At 58.0% G+C, this 20,231-nt stretch carries 16 protein-coding genes and 1 tRNA gene; 13 read left to right on the top strand and 4 right to left on the bottom strand.

The window, feature by feature from the left end:
* From VL003_RS11610 to VL003_RS11600, 3 genes are all read left to right on the top strand, one after another.
* Nucleotides 1-229 (top strand): SDR family oxidoreductase (locus VL003_RS11610; protein ID WP_325442640.1); only part of this gene is annotated, 229 nt, incomplete at its 5' end.
* A gap of 149 nt (nucleotides 230-378) precedes the next feature.
* Nucleotides 379-1,155, top strand: coding sequence for a peroxide stress protein YaaA (yaaA, locus tag VL003_RS11605; RefSeq protein WP_325442638.1), 777 nt, complete (start codon nucleotides 379-381; stop codon nucleotides 1,153-1,155).
* A gap of 88 nt (nucleotides 1,156-1,243) precedes the next feature.
* Nucleotides 1,244-2,491, top strand: a complete 1,248-nt coding sequence (locus VL003_RS11600) for an MFS transporter (RefSeq protein WP_325442636.1) — start codon at nucleotides 1,244-1,246, stop codon at nucleotides 2,489-2,491.
* A gap of 16 nt (nucleotides 2,492-2,507) precedes the next feature.
* Here the strand turns inward: VL003_RS11600 and VL003_RS11595 are convergent, their stop codons facing one another.
* Nucleotides 2,508-4,769, bottom strand: a complete 2,262-nt coding sequence (locus tag VL003_RS11595; protein ID WP_325442634.1) for an FUSC family protein — start codon at nucleotides 4,767-4,769, stop codon at nucleotides 2,508-2,510.
* 507 nt (nucleotides 4,770-5,276) lie between these two features.
* On the opposite strand from VL003_RS11595, the gene VL003_RS11590 reads away from it, so the two are divergent.
* From VL003_RS11590 to pssA, 5 genes are all read left to right on the top strand, one after another.
* Nucleotides 5,277-6,998, top strand: coding sequence for an acetolactate synthase 3 catalytic subunit (locus VL003_RS11590; RefSeq protein ID WP_325442632.1), 1,722 nt, complete (start codon nucleotides 5,277-5,279; stop codon nucleotides 6,996-6,998).
* Nucleotides 6,999-7,008: 10 nt separating this feature from the next.
* Complete coding sequence (gene ilvN / locus VL003_RS11585; protein ID WP_325442630.1) at nucleotides 7,009-7,500, top strand: acetolactate synthase small subunit; 492 nt, start codon at nucleotides 7,009-7,011, stop codon at nucleotides 7,498-7,500.
* A gap of 110 nt (nucleotides 7,501-7,610) precedes the next feature.
* Complete coding sequence (ilvC, locus tag VL003_RS11580) at nucleotides 7,611-8,627, top strand: ketol-acid reductoisomerase (RefSeq protein WP_325442629.1); 1,017 nt, start codon at nucleotides 7,611-7,613, stop codon at nucleotides 8,625-8,627.
* A gap of 151 nt (nucleotides 8,628-8,778) precedes the next feature.
* A complete protein-coding gene (locus VL003_RS11575; RefSeq protein WP_325442627.1) occupies nucleotides 8,779-9,453 on the top strand; it encodes a phosphatidylserine decarboxylase in 675 nt (224 codons plus the stop codon).
* Nucleotides 9,454-9,494: 41 nt separating this feature from the next.
* Complete coding sequence (gene pssA, locus VL003_RS11570) at nucleotides 9,495-10,340, top strand: CDP-diacylglycerol--serine O-phosphatidyltransferase (RefSeq protein WP_325442642.1); 846 nt, start codon at nucleotides 9,495-9,497, stop codon at nucleotides 10,338-10,340.
* A 35-nt stretch (nucleotides 10,341-10,375) separates the two neighbouring features.
* Here pssA and VL003_RS11565 read toward each other — a convergent pair whose 3' ends face one another.
* A complete protein-coding gene (locus VL003_RS11565) occupies nucleotides 10,376-10,897 on the bottom strand; it encodes a hypothetical protein (protein ID WP_325442625.1) in 522 nt (173 codons plus the stop codon).
* A gap of 142 nt (nucleotides 10,898-11,039) precedes the next feature.
* Between VL003_RS11565 and rpsO the strand changes: the two genes are divergently transcribed.
* Together rpsO and pnp are read left to right on the top strand one after the other, a co-directional pair.
* On the top strand, nucleotides 11,040-11,309 hold the full coding sequence (gene rpsO / locus VL003_RS11560; protein WP_325442623.1) for a 30S ribosomal protein S15: 270 nt from the start codon (nucleotides 11,040-11,042) through the stop codon (nucleotides 11,307-11,309).
* A gap of 92 nt (nucleotides 11,310-11,401) precedes the next feature.
* Nucleotides 11,402-13,552 (top strand): polyribonucleotide nucleotidyltransferase, encoded by a 2,151-nt coding sequence (gene pnp, locus VL003_RS11555; RefSeq protein WP_325442621.1) that lies wholly within the window; start codon nucleotides 11,402-11,404, stop codon nucleotides 13,550-13,552.
* 123 nt (nucleotides 13,553-13,675) lie between these two features.
* On the opposite strand, the gene VL003_RS11550 is transcribed toward pnp, so the two are convergent.
* On the bottom strand, nucleotides 13,676-14,137 hold the full coding sequence (locus VL003_RS11550; protein ID WP_325442619.1) for a hypothetical protein: 462 nt from the start codon (nucleotides 14,135-14,137) through the stop codon (nucleotides 13,676-13,678).
* A 111-nt stretch (nucleotides 14,138-14,248) separates the two neighbouring features.
* Nucleotides 14,249-14,334: transfer RNA gene (locus tag VL003_RS11545), tRNA-Leu, on the bottom strand.
* 571 nt (nucleotides 14,335-14,905) lie between these two features.
* On the opposite strand from VL003_RS11545, the gene bcsG reads away from it, so the two are divergent.
* The 3 genes from bcsG to VL003_RS11530 form a co-directional block, all read left to right on the top strand.
* Nucleotides 14,906-16,558 carry a cellulose biosynthesis protein BcsG gene (bcsG, locus tag VL003_RS11540; protein ID WP_325442617.1) on the top strand — a complete coding sequence of 551 codons (1,653 nt, stop codon included), beginning with the start codon at nucleotides 14,906-14,908 and terminating at the stop codon, nucleotides 16,556-16,558.
* 81 nt (nucleotides 16,559-16,639) lie between these two features.
* Nucleotides 16,640-19,231, top strand: a complete 2,592-nt coding sequence (bcsA, locus tag VL003_RS11535) for a UDP-forming cellulose synthase catalytic subunit (protein ID WP_325442615.1) — start codon at nucleotides 16,640-16,642, stop codon at nucleotides 19,229-19,231.
* 3 nt (nucleotides 19,232-19,234) lie between these two features.
* The coding region (locus VL003_RS11530) for a cellulose biosynthesis cyclic di-GMP-binding regulatory protein BcsB (protein WP_325442613.1) at nucleotides 19,235-20,231 on the top strand (997 nt) is incomplete at its 3' end.

The following is a 20,231-nucleotide window of genomic DNA, read 5'->3' as shown; positions in this document are numbered from 1 at the left end:
CGGCTGGGTACGCACACCGCTGGTCGAAAAACAGATCGAAGCCATCGCCAAAGAGCAGGGCATCGACCTTGATGCCGCGGCGCGGCGATTGTTGGGTGAAAAACAGCCTTCGCTGCAGTTTGTCACGCCCAAGCAACTAGGAGGCGCGGCGGTGTTTCTGGCTTCAGAGGCGGCCGAGCAAATGACGGGCTCGGCCATGTCGATTGACGGCGGCTGGACAGCTCGCTAAGGGCTACCCAACGTTGTCTTTTGGCGATGCAGGTATCGCGTATAGTGTAGGCCGATAAAGGCGTACCAACCTATCGGTGCGGGCATGCTTTAACTCAAGGCTGCCCCAGGTACACGCCGCGGTCACATGGATGAAAACAGGTAAACGAAATGCTCTTGCTATTGTCTCCCGCGAAAAAACTTGATTACGATTCTTCTGTACGCAGCACGCTGCACACCCAGCCGCTGTTCGTGAAACAGGCTGCCGGGCTGATCGACGTGCTCAAAGAAAAATCGGCCAGCGAAGTTGCCGCGCTGATGAAACTTAGCGATGCATTGGCGCAGCTGAATGTCGAACGCTACGCGGCCTGGAAGCCCAAGTTCACCCAGACAAATTCGCGCCAGGCCGTCCTGGCCTTCAACGGCGATGTCTACGAAGGGCTGGACGCGCCTTCGTTGTCTGACGAGCAATTGCAGTGGGCGCAAGAGCACGTGGCGATACTTAGCGGGCTGTATGGCGTATTGCGTCCGCTAGACCTGATGCAGCCTTACCGCCTTGAAATGGGTACCCGTCTGGCCACCGGGCAAGGCAAGAACCTGTACGAATACTGGGGCCCGCAAATTGCGCAATACCTGAACAAGCGCCTTGAAGGCCAGGCCGAGCCCACGGTGCTGAACCTGGCTTCCGAAGAGTACTTCAAGGCGGTTGATCTAAAAACGCTGAAGGCCAGGGTGATTCAGTGCGTGTTCCAGGATTATAAAAACGGCGACTGGAAGATCATCAGTTTTCACGCCAAACGCGCACGCGGACTGATGGCGCGCTTTGTCATTGAAAACAAAATCGATGCCCCGGATGCGTTAACGGGTTTCGCGTCCGAAGGCTACTCCTATCACAAGCAATCATCCTCCGAAACCAAGCTGGTGTTTCGGCGTAAACAGTCCGCCTAGCCGGCAAGCTTGATATCAGCCGGTCAAGACCTGGCTTTTACGTTTCACCGGCGGGCCGGATGCCCGCTTTTTACTTGGAATCGGACATATGAACGCAGCAGTACGCGTATTTATTTTCTTTTCGGCGGGCTATTTTGTTTCGTATATATTCCGTGGGCTGAATATCGGCTTTGCGCCGTTTCTGATCGATGAACTCAACCTGTCTGCGGGCGACCTGGGCACGTTGACCAGCCTGTACTTTTTGGGGTTTGCCGTCACGCAGATTCCAGCCGGCGCAGCACTGGATACCTGGGGGCCGCGAAGGGTCACTGCCGCCTTGATGGTGCTTGCCGCCCTGGGGTCTGTGGTATTTGCGTTGGGCGATGGACTGGTGCCGCTCATGGTGGGCCGCATTCTTATAGGCGTGGGCGTGGCTGTATGCATGGGCGCGGCGCTGCAGGCGCTGGCGCAGCACTTTCCGGCCCATCGGGTAGCGATGCTGAATGGCGCGCTGATCGCCATTGGCGGCCTGGGCGGGGCGCTGGTAGGAACGCCGCTGGCCTTGGTGCTAGAGGTGGCGACCTGGCGCAGTGTCAGCATTGGTATGGCCGTGCTTACGCTGGTCGTAGCGGGCCTGCTGTGGTTTGGCGCGGTAGATGCCCAAAAACCGAAAGGTGCGGCGTCCAAATCTGTCCGGCCTTCGGTATGGGCGCAGTTTCGGGGTACCTGGCATTTGCTTTGCAGTTCGCGGTTCTGGAAGCTGTCGCTGTTTCCTTCGGTCAGCGGCGGCATGTTCTACGCCGTGCAGTCTTTATGGATGAAACCCTATCTGCTCGATGTGAACCAGGCTGGGCTGGTACAGACCGACGCCCTGGTTTCTTTGGTGGGGCTCTCGGCAGTGTGCGGCAGCTTGGTGTCGGGGGTGCTGGCCCGGCGAGTCGAACGCCTGGGCATGAGCCTTACCATGTTTTGCGGCCTTTGCCTGGCCGTCTTTGTGGGGGTTCAAGGGCTTATCATGCTCGATGCCCCCATTCCAAAAAGCGTGCTTTGGGGCAGCTTCGGGCTGTTCGGCGCATGTTGCGTACTGGTCTTTGCCATTTTTGTCGTGCGATACCCGCCTGCCATGTGGGGACGGGTCAACACCACGTTCAACATGCTGGTGTTCTTCATGATCTTCGCCGTGCAAAACGCCATCGGCTGGATCGTGGAGCTGTGGCCGCCCATCGCTCAGGGAGTTTATCCGGCGCAGGCACACCTGACGGCCTGGATAGCCATGTTGGCGGTGCAGACCTTGTGTGCCGTCTGGTATTTCTGGCCCGAGGGCTTGCGGCAGCCGGTACACACTGAAGCAGCGTGATTATGGCAAGAGGGCGTCAGCCCCCGGCTTCGCTGCGCAATCCTGTTATGGTTGGTGGCGTAGCATCTTCGGGGCAGGGCGATTCCAGCGCCTGCATTTCGTGGCGTATCAGTTGCGCTGCCGTCATCATCTGGCGCAGTGGGTAGGCCAGCGTGGCCAGTTCCCCTTCAGTTTCCAGCGAGGTTGGCGGGGTGGCGTCCTTACCCTGAAGCAAGCTTTCGACCGTTTCAAGTGCCTGATTGATGCCCGCAGGTACGGCAAGTAGCGTGGCCAGCAAAGGCACGGCAGCACTTATCTGCGAAGTCAGCACGTGGTTCTGAACCAGCAGGTTGTTAAGCTCGGGTACGTTTTTTTGTCGGCGCGCGGGTTCGGCAGCCATGCGATAAAAGGCGGCAGCGTAATTGCCGAAAGCAATGTAGACATTTTTTCGGGCCAGGCGCCAGGCCATGTCGGCTTCCAGCTGCTCGGCTTCCCGGCTGTCGCGCAGTTCGGGCGACACAGTGTTGCCTCGCGCCGCGCGGATCAGCTCGGCATAATGTAAGCCGGCCCTGAAGTACCGGTGGTTGGCCGTGCGCAATGCCTTGGCCAGCGATTCCATGTAGTTGTGTTCCCACCAGGGCAGTATGTAGCTGCTGATCAGCGCAATGGCGCAGCCCAAGGCTGTGTCGATCAGGCGCTCGCCGATCAAGGCGTTTGTCGTGGGTGAAATTAAGTGAAAAGCCAGCAACACCATGACGGTCTTGAATATTGCGGTGCCCATGAAGCTGACCTGCACCAGGCTGTAACCCAGGATGCACGACATGATCAACGCCGCCAGCAGCACGTCGGCGTTATCGGTAAGCGCAAACAAGACCAAGGTTAGCAGGCAGCCTATGATGGTGCCCGCCAGGCGCAGCCCGTTGCGCTGCCGCGTCAGCGCGAAGCCCGGCTTCATGATCACTATAACGGTAAGAATCACCCAATAGCCATGCAGCTCCAGGTCGGCGCCTAGCGGCTGTCGTGTCAGGCCGGCGTTGATCAGGGTGACCACGCCCAGTGTGATCAATATGGCGATTGCCACCCGCAAGGCGTAACGGAAGTGGGGTGAATCCAGGCGCAGGTTCGATGTGATCATGCCGAACCGCAATTCGCTGCGCGAAATAAAACGGTCCAGCGCTTTGTGCAGCCGCTGGTCGACCAGTGTGGTGTCCGCACCCGGTTGGGTATGAGTGGCCATGCGCTCGACAATGCGTGAACCGTTGCGCAGTCGTCTTAACACCTGAACCAGCAGCGCATAAACCTCGGGGTGGGCTTGGGCAAAACCATTTTGCCGGTACTGTTCAAGTTCGTACTCGATTGCGCGCAGCTCGGCCTTGGCGCTATGGCGGCTTAGGGCGGCCTGGTTGCGGGCCGTGCACAGCGCAATCTGTTGCAGGTTGTCCGACAGTTTCACCAAGGTGTCACGGGCAAACACCAGAACGTCGCTGTCCGAGAGCTCGCGGTGCAGCGTAGCGTAATCGGTGTGGGTGGCGATAAGCGTATCCAGCAATGCCACCATGTCAATGAACAGGTTCAGTGCCTTCATGCGCTGGCGGTCGCCCCGCCCGCTGCCCCTGGGCTGTTCGCGCAGAACCGTGTTGCGGGCGGCCTGCTGCTTTTCAATCATCTCGGCCTGCGCGCGGATCAATTGCCGATACGTGGTGTCCAGGTCGGTGTGCACGTCGTAAAAGCGCGAGCGCGCCTCGACATAATCGGCGGTTGCAAACAATGCCACCGATAAGGCTTGTTGCTCTTCGCGTAGCCAGAACACCCGGCGCACCACCGAGCTGTAGGCAAAGTAGAACAGGCCGCCGGCCAGCGAATACCCAATATGCAATAGCAACTGTTGACCGCTTAGCGGGGTGCGCATGGTCAGCGTCATGATCAGCAGGCAGGCAAAGGCCATGAGCCCGCCTTGCTGACCATAAACGGTAAGCATGGAAAAAGCGAAGCCCAGCAGCGGTATGGTGAGCCACAGCGCAATGGGGTGGCTGGAGACCAGGCCGGTAATGGCCACGGTAAGCGTGCCCAACAGCACGGCCCCGAGCATGGTGTTTACGCTGTAGCGTCGGGGGCTGCCGGGTTGGTCGATGACAGCCACGCAGGCGGCGCCAATGGCGGCGATCATGCCGATATCGTAGGCTTGCCACAAGCCCCCGATCAGCAGGGCCGGCATCATGACCCCCAGGGCCTGACGCAGCCCGCCAAAAAAGTAATGGCTATAGAAGAAACGTTGTAGTTGCGGAATGCGCGTGGCCATGTGGCGGCGAAGAACATCAGGTGGGTCGGATAGCTTGGTATCTTACCCTGTCGGGCGAGCATGGGGGCGGTGCATTAACGCTCGCGTCGGCCTTGCCGGCCGATAAAGCCGCGCCGTGGGTTGTCTGCGACATTTGCGGCACGGTGAGCCGTTTTCGATTGATTTGCATTGTGCAATGCAGTAAAGTGGTGTACTTGGCCGGGCGCAATATCCGTTGCTCGGCTCTGTGGGCACTATTGTTCGGGCCATCCGCCCGTTTTTTACGCCTGTATCAAAATTGGCCGAGGGCCGCGCCACAAGCGTGTGTCGCCACGGCATCCGTTTCTACCTCCCGCGTTTAATAAACGCTCGTACTTTGTCTTGACGAGTGGGCATGGGTACGACACGGTATCTGGGCGGAGTGGCTCCGTGAGCCATCAAGCCTCAGAGCATCCTGTCGTGGCCGGTGCAGCTTAGGCCTTTGGTGGTCGATCAGGGCATTCGTACTGGTTACGAAAGGACTACAACATGGAACTCAACGGTGCCGACATCGTCGTACGATGCCTGGCCGAGCAAGGTGTAGAGCACGTATTTGGCTACCCCGGCGGCGCAGTGCTGTACATTTACGATGCCATCTATCAACAAGATTCATTCAAGCATATTCTTGTTCGCCACGAGCAGGCTGCCGTGCACGCCGCCGATGCCTATTCGCGGTCTTCGAACAAGGTCGGGGTGGCGCTGGTAACCAGCGGGCCAGGGCTGACCAATGCCGTTACCGGTATTGCGACGGCTTATATGGATTCCATCCCGATGGTCATACTTAGCGGTCAGGTGCCTACCACCGCCATCGGTTCCGACGCCTTCCAAGAATGCGACACCGTGGGCATAACGCGCCCTTGCGTCAAGCACAATTTCCTGGTGCGCGACATCAAAGACCTGGCCGAAACCATGCGCCGCGCCTTCTATATTGCGCAAACCGGTCGCCCCGGCCCGGTGCTGGTCGATATCCCCAAAGACATTACCGTTGCAAAGTACAAGTTCACCGCCAAGAAAGGCGAGGTGTCCATGCGCTCGTACACGCCGGTTGTAAAAGGGCACCACGGCCAGATCAAGAAAGCCGTTCAAATGCTGCTGGCGGCCGAGCGCCCCATGATCTACTCAGGCGGCGGCGTAGTGTTGTCCGACGCGGCCGAAGAGCTTCGTCAGCTGGTTGAGCTGGTGAACGCACCATGCACCAACACCCTGATGGGCCTGGGCGCCTTCCCCGCCGACGACCAGCGTTTTGTGGGCATGCCCGGCATGCACGGCACCTACGAAGCCAATATGGCCATGCAAAATTGCGATGTGCTGGTGGCGGTAGGGGCCCGGTTCGACGACCGAGTCATTGGCAACCCCAAGCATTTTGCCCAGAACCAGCGCAAGATCATTCATATCGACATCGACCCGTCGTCCATTTCCAAGCGGGTTCGTGTCGACGTGCCTATTGTGGGCAATGTCAAAGATGTGCTGCAAGACCTTAACGCCCTGTATATGCAGGCCGCGGTCGAAACCGAGCCCAACAAGGCCGCGGTTGAAAAATGGTGGCAGCAGGTAGAAACCTGGCGCGGCAAGCAGTGCCTGGTCTACGCCAACTCCGACACCTTGATCAAGCCGCAATACGTGGTGGAAACCTTGTGTGAGGTTACCGGCGGCAACGCGTTTGTTACGTCAGACGTGGGTCAGCACCAGATGTGGGCGGCGCAGTACTACCGCTTCAACCAGCCGCGTCGCTGGATCAACTCGGGCGGCCTGGGCACCATGGGTGTGGGGCTGCCCTATGCCATGGGTGTGCAAATGGCCAACCCTGATGCCGACGTGGCGGTCATTACCGGCGAGGGCTCCATTCAGATGAATATTCAAGAGCTCTCTACCTGCAAGCAGTATCACCTTACGCCCAAGGTGCTTTGCCTGAACAACCGCTATCTGGGCATGGTGCGCCAATGGCAGCAGATTGATTATGGCTCGCGCTATTCCGAATCCTATGTCGATGCGCTGCCCGATTTTGTCAAGCTGGCCGAAAGCTACGGCCACGTGGGCGTACGCATCGAAAACCCCGCTGACGTCGAGCCGGCGCTGCGTGAGGCCTTCGGCAAGTACAAAGATCGCCTGGTCTTTCTTGATTTCATCACCGACCAGACCGAAAACGTGTGGCCCATGGTCAAGGCCGGTCGCGGCCTGACCGAAATGCTGCTCGGCGCCGAAGATCTATAAGGACAGAACAATGAAACACGTGATTTCCATTCTTCTGGAGAATGAGCCGGGCGCGCTGTCGCGCGTGGTGGGGCTGTTCTCGGCGCGCGCCTACAATATTGAAACCCTAACGGTCGCCCCCACTGAAGACGCCACGTTGTCCCGCATGACCATCGTCACGAAAGGGTCCGAAGACGTCATCGAGCAAATTACCAAGCACCTTAATCGGCTTATCGACGTGGTCAAGGTGGTCGACCTCTCAGAAGGCCCGCACATTGAGCGTGAGCTGATGATGGTCAAGGTCAGGGCGGTGGGCAAAGAACGCGACGAAATGAAGCGCATGGCCGATATATTCCGGGGCCGCATCATTGATGTAAGCGACAAGGCCTACACCATTGAATTAACCGGAGATCAAGACAAGATCGAAGCTTTTCTGGGTGCCCTGGATCGCAGCTCGATCCTTGAAACGGTGCGTACTGGTGTCTCGGGTATTGGCCGTGGCGAACGTATTTTGAAATTGTAATTAAAATCACGGGTCTGGCAGCTGTACTCAGCCCCAATTCAACCGACGGATTTCACTTATCCAATCCGGGCCGGCATAGGCGGCCCGTCAAGCTTAGTTTGGAGCATTTAATGAAAGTTTTCTATGACAAAGACTGCGACCTGTCCCTGATCAAGGGCAAGACGGTTGCCATCATCGGCTACGGTTCGCAGGGTCACGCACACGCGCTCAATCTGCACGAGTCGGGTGTGAACGTGGTGGTCGGCCTGCGCAAGGGCGGCGCCTCGTGGAGCAAGGCCGAGAACGCCGGCCTGAAAGTTCAGGAAGTGGCCGACGCTGTGAAAGCCGCCGACGTTGTCATGATCTTGCTGCCCGACGAGAGCATCGCCGAGGTATACCGCAACCACGTCGAAGCCAACCTCAAGGCCGGTGCCGCACTGGCCTTCGCCCACGGCTTTAACGTGCACTACGGCCAGGTTCAGCCCCGTGCCGACGTTGACGTCATCATGATCGCTCCCAAGGCACCGGGCCATACGGTTCGTGGCACCTACCGCCAAGGCGGCGGTGTGCCTCACCTTATCGCCGTTCATCAAGACGTCACAGGCAAGGCGCGTGACCTGGCCATGTCGTACGCCATGGCAAACGGCGGTGGCCGCGCCGGTATCATCGAAACCAACTTCCGCGAAGAAACCGAAACCGACCTGTTCGGCGAGCAGGCTGTTCTGTGCGGCGGTGCCGTCGAGCTGATCAAGGCGGGTTTCGAGACCCTGGTCGAGGCCGGCTACGCACCCGAAATGGCTTATTTCGAGTGCTTGCACGAACTCAAGCTTATCGTCGACCTGATCTACGAAGGCGGCATCGCCAACATGAACTACTCGATCTCGAACAACGCCGAGTACGGCGAGTACGTAACGGGCCCCCGCATCGTTACGGACGAGACCAAGAAAGCCATGCGTGATGTGCTTAAAGATATCCAGACCGGCGAATACGCCAAGAGCTTCATTCTGGAAAACGCCGCCGGCGCTCCCAGCATCATCTCGCGTCGCCGCATCAATGCCGAGTCGCAAATCGAGCAGGTGGGCAGCCAGCTGCGCGCCATGATGCCCTGGATCGCCGCCAACAAGCTGGTCGACCAGAGCAAGAACTAATCGCTTCAGTTCGCCCAACAACACGCCCCGCACGCCGGACTGGTTCCGGCCCCTGCGGGGCGTGTTGTTTTACCTGAGTGCGGCAAGGCCCGGCCTGACCGGGCGGCTGCATGCGGATCTGTTCCCATTTTCGGTTATTCTTCCACTTACGATGAACAAACCTTCTTATCCTCACCCCATCATTGCCCGCGAAGGCTGGCCTTTTCTGGCCGGTATTGTTGTTATTTCGCTGTTGGTCACGTTCTGGTCCGGTTGGGCGAGCCTGCCGTTCTGGTTGCTGTCGCTGTTCGTGCTGCAGTTTTTTCGCGACCCCGCACGTGTGGCGCCCGACGGTGAGCTGAACGTACTTAGTCCGGCCGACGGCCGCATTGTCGTCGTTCAAGAAGCAAAAGACCCTTACCATAACAACCGCGACGCATTGAAAATCAGCGTGTTCATGAACGTATTCAACGTGCACTCCAACCGCTCGCCGGTCGATGCCGAAGTGCTCTCCACCGAATATTTTCCGGGCAAGTTTTTCAATGCCGCGCTTGACAAGGCTTCGCTCGAGAACGAGCGCAACGCCATGGTGCTTAAGACCAAACAGGGCCACGTAGTAACTGCAGTGCAAGTGGCCGGCCTGGTGGCCAAACGAATCTTGTCGTACGCCAAGGTGGGCGATACCCTGCATCACGGCCAGCGATATGGGTTTATTCGCTTCGGTTCCCGGGTTGATGTTTACTTGCCCCTTGGTTCTCGCCCGCGCGTGGCCATTGGTGACAAGGTCAGTGCCACCAGCACCGTACTGGCCGAACTGCCGCCTATGGTCGACGTTCAAGAAAGTTAAGCGGCAAGCTGCAGCCGCTTCATATGACAGAGAAAGACACTATGCCCAATTTTTCCGAAGAAAGCAGGCGTCGGCGCAGCATTTATTTGCTACCCAATGTCTTTACCACGGCGAATCTTTTCGCCGGCTTCTATGCAGTGGTGCAGGCGATTAACGGGCGTTTCGAAATCGCCGCCATTGCCATCTTCGTGGCGATGATCTTCGACGGCATGGACGGCCGGGTGGCACGCCTAACCAATACCCAGTCGGCTTTCGGCGAGCAGTACGATTCGCTGTCCGACATGACTTCGTTCGGCATAGCGCCGGCCTTGGTCATGTATCAGTGGGTGTTGCAAGACCTGGGTCGCTGGGGCTGGCTGGCGGCCTTTATCTATGTGGTGGGCGCAGCGCTTCGGCTGGCGCGATTCAACACTAATATTGCGGTGGTCGACAAACGCTTTTTTCAGGGCCTGCCCAGCCCCGCTGCGGCGGCCTTGCTGGCCGGTTTTATTTGGGTGGCCATAGACAACCGCCTGCAACTGGGCACGGCCACCATTGCCTGGTGCGCTTTTGTTATTACCGTCTACGCCGGTATTGCCATGGTGACGAACACACCGTTTTACAGCGGCAAGTCATTCGCCCTTGGCCATAGCGTGCCGTTCTGGGTCATGCTGGTGCTGGTCGCGGTTTTTGTGTTTGTTTCCAGCGACCCGCCGCTGATGCTGTTTGGGCTATTTGTGATTTATGGGCTGTCGGGGTGGGTGATTATGCTGTGGCGCTGGCGCCGTGCCCGACACTTGAGCCGGCAACGCCAAGAGGGCGGGGGCGATGCCGCGCCGTTTCCAGAGCCTCCAGCCCCCCATACCATTGCCCCCCCGCGTGACGACGACCCGAGCGGTCAGCCTTAAGCGGCGCTGTCGTGCTAACGGGGGCGCAAGCTTTTTTACCAAAAAGGCATGAAACGGTCGGGGTCATACATGGGGTCGGGCCCCGGATGAAAGCGGGTTACCTGCTTGCCGTCGGGGCCCATGTATACATACATTAAAGAGTTCCAGACCCCGTCTTGCTGGTAGCGGTAGCTCCAGACAACCTGCCGTACCGAGGGCATGCCCACAGCGTCGATTTCGGCGGGCGGGCCAAATTCGCATAGCACCTGTTCGTCGGTCCAGCTTCCTTCATTCAATACACGAAAATGCTGATCGGTAAGTAGCTGGGTGATCTGGCCCACGCGCCCCTGGGCGTCGACATTGGTGCCCCAGGCGAATTGACCGAACGGTTGACGGCTCCAGATGACGCGCCGGCCGCCGTCGGGCAGCGGGCACGAATAATTATGGCGCCCAAACTCGGCTTCGACCTGGGTTAGCGGCGTGCCGGGAGATGCCGTAGTGATCGAGGTGCAGCCCTGAAGTAAAAGAAACGACGACAATACAGCCGGCCACGCGCGGCGCATTAAGGTGGGAATCATGACGTGCCCCAAATCCGTTATAATGCCGAAGTCTTAAGATTACCTCATGCCAAAGGGCATGGCACTACTCTTACGATTCCTTATGTTTTTCATTCACCACGTCTGGGCACCTCGGCCCTGACGCATGTTTACGAGGCTAAAAATGTCTGCTGCTGACATCAAAAAATCCGATATTGTTGCGCAATTTCAACGCGCTCAAGGCGACACCGGTTCCCCCGAAGTTCAAGTTGCGCTGCTTACTGCACGTATCAACGAACTGACCGATCACTTCAAAACCCATCTTAAAGATCACCACTCGCGCCGCGGGTTGCTGCGTATGGTCAGCCGCCGCCGTAAGTTGCTTGATTACCTCAAGGGCCGCAACCCTGATGCATATCGCGCCCTGATCGAAAAGCTCGGTCTGCGTAAGTGATACCCGGGGCAAGCTCCCCATTTTGTACGACCGTGCACATTGCGACCTTCGTCGCCGTGTGCACGGTTTTTTTATTGTAAGGATATTCCGTAATGTTTAATAAAGTGACCAAAACGTTCCAGTACGGTCAGCATACGGTGGTTCTCGAGACCGGCGAAATTGCGCGCCAGGCGTCCGGCGCTGTGCTGGCCTCGATCGGAGACTCTGTAGTGTTGGCAACTGTTGTTGCGGCAAAACAAGCCAAAACGGGACAAGACTTTTTCCCGCTTACCGTCGACTACATCGAAAAAACCTACGCTGCCGGCCGTATTCCGGGCGGCTTTTTCAAGCGCGAAGGCAAGCCCTCCGAAAAAGAAACGCTGACATCCCGATTGATCGATCGTCCCCTTCGCCCCTTGTTTCCCGAAGGTTTTTATAACGACGTTCAGGTCATCATCCACACCGTGTCGGTTGACCCCGAGATCGATCCCGACATCGCTGCCATGATTGGCGCTTCGGCTGCGGTGGCCATTTCGGGCATACCGTTCAACGGCCCCATTGGCGCGGCCCGCGTCGGTTATGTCAACGGCGAGTACGTGCTTAACCCCACCACCAGCCAGTTAGGCGAGTCGCAGCTTAACCTGGTCGTGGCAGGTACCGAGTCCGCCGTGCTGATGGTCGAGTCCGAAGCCAAAGAGCTGTCCGAAGAAGTAATGCTGGGTGGAGTGGTGTTCGGCCACCAGCAGATGCAGGCCGCTATCAATGCGATTCACGAACTGGTTGCCGAAGCCGGCAAGCCAGAGTGGGATTGGCAGCCAGCGCCCAAGAACGAAATTCTCATCACCGCTGTCAAGGCGGCCGCGCTCGAAGGTTTGCAGGCTGCTTACAGCGTACGCGAGAAGCAACAGCGCACAGCCCGGTTGCGCGAGATCTACACCGACGTCAAGGCTAAAATGCTTGAGCACGCTACGGCGCGTGGCGAAGCCGCCCCCGATAATGTCGAGATCGAAGACATTCTGTTCGGTCTTGAGTCGCAGTTGGTGCGCAGCCAGATTCTTGGCGGCGAGCCCCGTATCGACGGTCGCGACACCCGCACGGTGCGTCCCATCAGTATTCGCCTGGGCGTTTTGCCCCGGGCTCACGGTAGCGCCTTGTTCACGCGCGGCGAAACCCAGGCTTTGGTGGTAGCCACGCTGGGCACCAAGCAAGACGAGCAGATCATCGATTCGATCATGGGCGAATCACGCGACCGCTTCATGCTGCACTATAACTTTCCGCCGTTTGCCACGGGTGAAACCGGCCGCTTCGGCGTGCCCAAGCGTCGTGAGATCGGTCACGGCCGCTTGGCCAAGCGCGCACTGGTCGCCATGCTTCCCGAGCAACAAGACTTCCAGTACACCATTCGCGTTGTGTCTGAAATTACCGAGTCCAACGGGTCTTCTTCGATGGCGTCGGTATGTGGCGGCTCACTGGCCATGATGGACGCCGGCGTGCCCATCAAGAACCACGTGGCCGGTGTTGCCATGGGCCTTATCAAAGAAGGCGGCAAGTTCGCGGTTCTTACCGATATTCTTGGCGATGAAGACCACCTGGGCGATATGGACTTCAAGGTGGCTGGTACCGAACAGGGCATTACCGCCCTGCAAATGGACATCAAGATTCAGGGCATTACCAAAGAGATCATGCAGGTTGCGCTGGCTCAAGCCCGCGAAGGTCGTCTGCATATTCTGGGTGAAATGACCAAGGCCATCGATGGCTCGCGCACCGAGCTTTCCGAGTTCGCCCCGCGCATGCTGACGGTCAAGATCAACCCTGAAAAAATTCGTGATGTCATCGGCAAGGGCGGCGCAACCATTCGCGCGCTAACCGAAGAAACCGGCACGCAAATCGATATTGGCGACGACGGCACCATTACGATTGCCAGTGCTGACCTCGACAAAGCCCGCGAGGCCGAGCGTCGTATCAAAGAACTTACCGCCGACGTTGAAGTGGGCCAAGAGTACGAAGGCCCGGTGTTGCGTCTGCTTGATTTTGGCGCCATTGTGCAGGTGCTGCCCGGCCGCGACGGCTTGCTGCATATTTCTGAAATTGCCAACTACCGCATCAACAACATCAATGATGTTCTCAAGGTAGGCCAGGTCGTTCGCATCAAGGTCATCGAAGCGGATGACAAGGGTCGCCTGCGTCTGTCCATGAAGGCAATCGGCGGTATCGAGGCTCAGGGCGGTCCTACCTCGGCGCCTGAAGCTTCGCCAGAAGCCTGATCGATTCCTAACACATCCCCATCAGGGTCGTCGTTCGACGGCCCGGGGTATGCAGCAGGACAGTCAAACGAATATCCCCTTGGGCAAAGGCCCAAGGGGATATTTTTTGGCGTGGTATGAGGCTCAGTTCTGATGGGTCGAGGCGTCGTTGGATTTATTGCTGGTGCTCGAACCTGAATCGTTGGATGGGCTGCGGGCCGGCGAGCTGGAGTCGTCAGACGCGCCGCTGTCGGGCGAACCCGAATCCAGGGTGGCAGAACCATGGCCCGTGCCTCGCCCTGAGTTCGTGGCCTCAGGGCTGTCGTCTGCGCCTTCGTTGCCGCTGAAATCCGTTTTGTCACCGACTTGACCATCTTTGGGTTTCTTTTCATCCCAATCTGAAGTCTCGGTCCGGTCTGATCGGCTGTCACTGCCGTCTGAGCCTGCGGCGCTGCCGTCATTGCCGGTTGCCCCAGTGTCGGCAGCACTACCGCCACTGACGGCGCCTGCCGTCCCGGCTTCGGGTGCGGGGCTTACCTGGGCTTGTCCTGGAATCGTCCAGGCAAGGGCCATTGTGCACAGCGAAAAGGCGATGAAATGTCTCATGGTGTTCTCCGAGGAATCTGCCTGGCGTTGCGCCAAAAGGCGCGGCAGGGAGAACAAGCATATTTCGTACCCGGCGGGCTGTTTCGCCAAATGGGCTAGGTCGTTTTTCTATGGTGCGTCCAGCCGGAATCGAACCGGCACGATCAATGATCGAGAGATTTTAAGTCTCTTGCGTCTACCAATTCCGCCATGGACGCGAACCTTTACCCGTACTTGCCCAGGCCACACAGACGATGGGCGAAACGCCCTGTGCGGGTGGGTGATAAGTCTGGCGGAAGGTCAGGGATTCGAACCCTGGAGGGGCGCAAACCCCTGCCGGTTTTCCGTACCACTATAGCTTTCGCTACCAAGCCCAAGCTTGTTTGTAGTCTGGACTTTGCCTTCACCCTGGTATTTAGCTTTAGGTGGGAGCCGTCAAGTCTCTACACGTTCCTGACATGGTCAGGCTTCGCTCGGCATTACCTCGGTATTTGCAACCAGGGGCTTCGCCGAATTTGACTCCTTACATCTGCCGTGTTTCCACGACAGCGCTCGATTTAACAAGACCGGTGCAATCGACCACTCTGCCAACCTTCCGAGCGCAAGATAATAACACGTTCAGCCCCTGGTCCGGTGAAGCAGTCCGATGAATGCGCTGGGGTGAACGCCTTAGGCCTTTTGGTTCCGGCTGTTTCGATAGTGTTGAGAACTGTCGGATTCATTTACTTTTGGTCCTACCTGCATGGTTAGTGCCTTGGGCCTGTTCGTTCGACTTGCTGGAAATTAAATATGACAAGCGATTCCGTTGCAAGCGTGCGCGATTACTGGCGTGGTTTGGGGTTGTGGAACATTTACTTTATTGCCAAGCTGATCTTGTATTGGGCCGGCTATTTGAATTTCCACGCCTTCTACAACCTGGTGTTTGCGTCGATTTTGCTTTTGCCGTTACCGCCGTTGTGGCTGCACCGGTTGCGCCACGTTCTGGCTGTGCCCGGGGGCATCGCACTGTTGTATTACGATTCGTGGCTACCGCCTTTCAGCCGGCTGTTGGAGCAGCCCGAAGTGCTGCAGTTCTCTGCGCCTTACCTGTTGGAGCTCTTGAATCGCTTCATCAATTGGGACATGGTCGGAGCGGGAGTTCTATTGATTGTGGCGTGTTTGTTTCTTTCGCAATGGCTGCGTATCACCGTCTTGAGCGTAGCTGCGCTGATGGTCGCTGCGATACCTGACCATTATGGGCCGCAACAGCTATTGCAGAACCTGTATGCCGGGCGTACGACCGCTATCGACGTTCAGGCGCAGTCTGCGCATGTTGCCGACTCGGATGTACCGGCGCCCCAGCCGGAAACAAAAATGTCGCTGACGGAAACCCTTAACCTGGAGCTGGCCGATTTTCATGACACCGAGGCGGCTCGCGCTACAGCGTTCAATCCATCGCCTGACTCTGCCGGTGCCGTCGATTTTGACATTATCTTTTTGAGCATTTGCTCGCTGGCATGGTCGGATCTGGCGTCGACGCAGCTTGATCAGCATCCACTCATCAAAAGCATGGATGTGATCTTTGACGAATTCAACGCGGCCACCGCATATAGCGGCCCCGCAGTACGGCGACTGCTTCGCGCTAGTTGCGGGCAGCCTTCACATTCGGCCTTGTACGATACCGCGCCGTCGCACTGCCATCTGTTTGAAAACCTTAAGCAGATGGGCTTTCAGACCCAGGCTGTGCTGAACCACAACGGCAAGTTTCAGGACTTTATCAGTGATCTGACCCTGCACCCCAGTTTGGCTGCGCCGATCGTACCGGCAGCGTTGCCTCCCCGATGGACGGCGTTCGACGGATCGCCGATCTGGGGCGATTACGAAACGTTGAACCACTGGTGGCAGGGGCGCGGACACGACGCTTCGCCCAGGGCTGTCTTGTACAACTCGGTCACCCTGCACGACGGCAACCGGGAAGCCACGGCCGATGGGGGTGGACGTTCTGCTTCGTATGCGACGCGGGGAAAGGTGGTGCTGGATGACTTGCATCATTTCATCAAACAGCTGGAGAGCAGCGGACAACGCGCAATCGTTGTGCTGGTTCCCGAGCACGGCGCCGCGCTGAAGGGCGACATGATGCAGATTGCGGGCATGCGAGAGATTCCGACACCCGACATCACTCATGTGCCGGTCGGCGTGAAGCTGATCGGTCATCCCGCTAAAGCGGCGCCCGCAGGCCGGCGCATTGCAGAAGGTACGAGCTATCTGGCTCTGTCAGAGCTGTTGGCCCGTATGGTGCAGCGACCTGTGTTTGATGAAGAGGTGGTCGACTGGGATGCGCTGACCGCCGACTTGCCGCTCACGCGCGCCGTCTCTGAAAACTCCGGCACGGTGTTGTTGAGCCATGACAACGTGCCTTACGTACGCCTGGGGCAAAGAGACTGGATTCAATATCGTCGTTAAGAGCGGCGTAGCGCAAGAAATTATTCGCAGAAATTTTGGGCATCGGAAACCGGGGGGATTGGCATGGGCCGGGGTTTACGTTTGTTGCTTGCTCCAGATCTATATGCGGCGAGCCAGCGTCGCTACAGCCGTTTGCGTCGCGAACGAAAAATGGGGCCGCTGGTTGCCTTCTCGGTGCTTGGCCTGGTTGGTCTTGCACATGTGTTTTTTCCGTTGGAAGGAGAGGCCTGGCAGCGCTGGCATTTACGCTCAAAACCGTGGTTTGCCCACCTTGACCAGAAGCCTTATCAGTTTGGGGACCCATTGCGTTATCTCCTTCAGGCTGTGTGGGTGATCGGCGCGTTGTTGTTGCTACGTCTGGATGGGCACGAAACGTCGCGTCCGCGCGCCTACCAATGGGTAATCAGGCAGGCCCGCACCTTGCGGGTGGTGGCGCTGCGACTCGTCAGGCGCGCATCCGCGCGTATGCAGCGCGTGGTAGAGCACCACGTTCGAGGCACAGAGCGCACGCGGCGGCCACCCCCCCTTGCTGCGGTGCTTGCCATACTTGCGCTTGCTTTCGTGTCCTTTGCTTTGGTCATTACCCAGCCGTTGACGCCATGGGCGCAAACTCTGTTCGTCGTGCTGCTGTTCGCGGTTGCATTGATCATCCGGCGCATTCCTGGGCGTTTCGCGATTCTGGTGCTTATTGTGCTTTCGCTGGTTGCATCCGGTCGCTATATCTGGTGGCGATACACCGCCACGTTGTACTGGAACACACCGCAAGACGCTATTTTTGGTCTGACTTTACTGGTGGCTGAAACGTATTCGTGGTTGGTATTGGTTTTGGGGTACATGCAGACCGCCTGGCCGCTGAGGCGCACGCTGCAGCCATTGCCGCCAACCCCAAGTGCCTGGCCGACGGTCGACGTCTTCATACCGACCTACAACGAAGACCTGGGCGTAGTGAAACCCACCGTCTACGCCGCCGTCGGGCTCGACTGGCCGGCCGACAAGCTGCGCATTCATTTGCTGGATGACGGAAATCGACCTGAAGTCAAAGAATTTGCCAGAAGGGCAGGCGTCAATTACACGGCGCGTACCGACCGAAAGCACGCCAAGGCGGGCAATCTGAACCATTCGCTGCAAGAGACAAGCGGCGAATTGATTGCTGTTTTCGATTGCGATCATGTGCCTTCGCAGACCTTCCTGAAAATGACGGTAGGCGAGTTTCTGGTAGATCCCAAGCTGGCCCTGGTGCAAACGCCGCATCATTTTTTCTCGCCCGATCCATTCGAACGCAATCTGGATCACTTCGGCAAACAGCCCAACGAAAACACCTTGTTCTACGGCCTGATCCAGGATGGAAACGATTTATGGAACGCGGCGTTCTTTTGCGGCTCTTGTGCGGTGCTGCGCCGCAGCGCGCTGGAAGACATCGGTGGCTTTGCTGTAGAGACAGTAACCGAAGACGCCCATACGGCCCTGCGATTGCATCGCCGCGGCTACCGCTCGGCCTACTTGCGCATACCCTTGGCAGCCGGGCTTGCCACCGAGAACCTAGCTGCACACATCGGCCAGCGAATACGGTGGGCGCGCGGCATGATCCAGATATTTCGCACCGATAACCCGCTCTTGGGCCCGGGCTTGTCGTTGGCGCAACGCCTCTGCTATCTGAACGCCATGCTGCATTTTTTAGCGGGTATTCCGCGGCTCATCTACCTGACCGCACCGCTGGCGTTCCTGGTGGCCCATGCCTACATTATTTACGCCCCGGCCCTGATGGTGGTGCTGTTTGTATTGCCTCATATGGTGCATGCCAATGTGGCGAACTCCCGGATGCAAGGTGCGTATCGGCGTACGTTCTGGGGTGAAATCTACGAAACGGTTTTGTCGTGGTACATCGCCCGACCTACCACCGTAGCTCTGTTCTGGCCGTCCAAAGGAGCGTTCAATGTCACCGCCAAAGGGGGCCTGATCGAACAGCCCTATTTCGACTGGAAGATGGCAACGCCTTACGTCGTGCTGGCTCTGGCAAATGTCGGCGGCCTCGGGTTCGGCGTCTGGCGTCTGTCGACAGGGCCCTCCGCTGAGGTCGGCACGGTGGCGCTGACCATGTTGTGGACCCTTTACAACCTGGTGTTGCTGGGCGGTGCCATCGCTGTGGCAGCCGAAACCACGCAGCTTCGTCGCAGCCACAGGGTTCCGTCGTCGATGGAGGCGGGGGTGCGAACACGAGACGGGCGTTTCTTTCCGGCTGTGCTGACGGATTTTTCCAGTGGCGGAGTTGGGGTTCGCTTGCACCGCCCACAGCAATTTCAGCCACGTGAACCGGTGTTCGTTCGGCTTGTGCAAAACGGCAAAGTGTTCAGCTTTCCGGCGCATATCAGCTCGTGCGAGGAAGCGCAGGTGGGAATCGGGCTCGATCTTAGTACGCCTCGACAGCAGGTCGAGTTCTTGCGTTGCACGTTCGGTCGCGGCGATACCTGGATACAGAGCCAGAACAGATATTTGTCGGATCAGCCGCTGAAAAGCGGCCTTGGGGTTGCCAGAATAGGGCTGAGCGGTTATTGGCGCATGCTGACCAGCTTGCCGTCACTGTTCCTGCGGCTGGTCAACGGCCCGCATTACCTCATGAAGTGGTTGTGGTCATTTGTGCCGCACACACCCTTTCCGCATAAAAATAGGGCTTGAATCATGCGTTATCCATATCTTAAATGGCTCGTGGCCTTGTGTCTGGCAATTATTTGCAGCGCTGCAGCCGCGCAATTGAGCGGCGGGGTCCCACAGGTGCTGAACCGGCCTGTTGCGCCGGACCGGCAGCCGCCTCGTACAACTCAGACCTTGTATCTGACGGATATGGCGTACGGCGAAGTGTTTCGATTGCTGGGGCAACGCAACACTCAGTTGCTCGAGTTCACGTTGCGGCGCGACCAGGTGGTTGAAACCGCCGAACTGAATTTGTTCTTTACGCCGTCACCGGCTTTGTTGCCGCGTGTGTCTCATCTGAGGGTGTATTTGAATGACGAGCTGATGGGGGTGATTCCGGTGGATGTCGAGCAGCCCGGTGCCCGGCAGCAGAAGAGTATCGCACTGGATCCTCGGGTAATGACGCGGTTCAATCGGGTGCGTCTGGAGTTTGTCGGTCATTACACCGATGTCTGTCAGGACGAGAGCCATAGTGCTTTATGGCTGGACATCAGCCGTGACACCCGCATTCAATTGGTTCAGCAAATGCTGCCCATCGCGAACGATCTTGCGTTTTTGCCCGAACCCTTCTTTGATACACAGGACATGACGCCCCAGAGTATTCCCTTTGTATTTGCGGCCGCTCCTTCACGAGACGAGTTGCGAGCTGGCGCCATTCTTTCGTCATATTTCGGGAGCCTATCCAGATGGCGGCGCGCGCAGCTACCTGTGCATTACGACGCCTTGCCCAACTCACATGCCGTGGTGTTTGCAACGAACGAGACGCGTCCCCATTTTCTATCCGGATACCCACGCGTTGATGGTCCCACTGTGGATATGGTCAGCCACCCCGACAACTCGTTTCTGAAGATGCTGTTGATCCTGGGTCGCGACAACACTGACCTGATCGCTGCGGCGTCGGCCCTGGCCATTGGCCACTCATTATTTCGGGGGCAGAGCGTGCAGGTCGGCGAGGTGCGTCAGTTGGTTCCCCGCAAGCCTTATG

This window comes from Pusillimonas sp., from assembly GCF_035515275.1.
In the GTDB taxonomy this organism is placed as follows: domain Bacteria; phylum Pseudomonadota; class Gammaproteobacteria; order Burkholderiales; family Burkholderiaceae_B; genus Pusillimonas.
Note: the sequence above shows the minus strand (reverse complement) of the source record. Positions and strands in the feature narration are given on the sequence as shown.

What these genes read in the sequence shown, in the direction of transcription:
- ilvN (WP_325442630.1), top strand. Translation starts at nt 7,009, where the DNA reads ATGAAACACGTGATTTCCATTCTTCTGGAGAATGAGCCGGGCGCGCTG.
- VL003_RS11595 (WP_325442634.1), bottom strand. Translation starts at nt 4,769, where the DNA reads ATGGCCACGCGCATTCCGCAACTACAACGTTTCTTCTATAGCCATTAC.
- pnp (WP_325442621.1), top strand. Translation starts at nt 11,402, where the DNA reads ATGTTTAATAAAGTGACCAAAACGTTCCAGTACGGTCAGCATACGGTG.
- VL003_RS11575 (WP_325442627.1), top strand. Translation starts at nt 8,779, where the DNA reads ATGAACAAACCTTCTTATCCTCACCCCATCATTGCCCGCGAAGGCTGG.
- rpsO (WP_325442623.1), top strand. Translation starts at nt 11,040, where the DNA reads ATGTCTGCTGCTGACATCAAAAAATCCGATATTGTTGCGCAATTTCAA.
- VL003_RS11590 (WP_325442632.1), top strand. Translation starts at nt 5,277, where the DNA reads ATGGAACTCAACGGTGCCGACATCGTCGTACGATGCCTGGCCGAGCAA.
- VL003_RS11600 (WP_325442636.1), top strand. Translation starts at nt 1,244, where the DNA reads ATGAACGCAGCAGTACGCGTATTTATTTTCTTTTCGGCGGGCTATTTT.
- ilvC (WP_325442629.1), top strand. Translation starts at nt 7,611, where the DNA reads ATGAAAGTTTTCTATGACAAAGACTGCGACCTGTCCCTGATCAAGGGC.
- pssA (WP_325442642.1), top strand. Translation starts at nt 9,495, where the DNA reads ATGCCCAATTTTTCCGAAGAAAGCAGGCGTCGGCGCAGCATTTATTTG.
- bcsG (WP_325442617.1), top strand. Translation starts at nt 14,906, where the DNA reads ATGACAAGCGATTCCGTTGCAAGCGTGCGCGATTACTGGCGTGGTTTG.
- VL003_RS11550 (WP_325442619.1), bottom strand. Translation starts at nt 14,137, where the DNA reads ATGAGACATTTCATCGCCTTTTCGCTGTGCACAATGGCCCTTGCCTGG.
- yaaA (WP_325442638.1), top strand. Translation starts at nt 379, where the DNA reads ATGCTCTTGCTATTGTCTCCCGCGAAAAAACTTGATTACGATTCTTCT.
- VL003_RS11565 (WP_325442625.1), bottom strand. Translation starts at nt 10,897, where the DNA reads ATGATTCCCACCTTAATGCGCCGCGCGTGGCCGGCTGTATTGTCGTCG.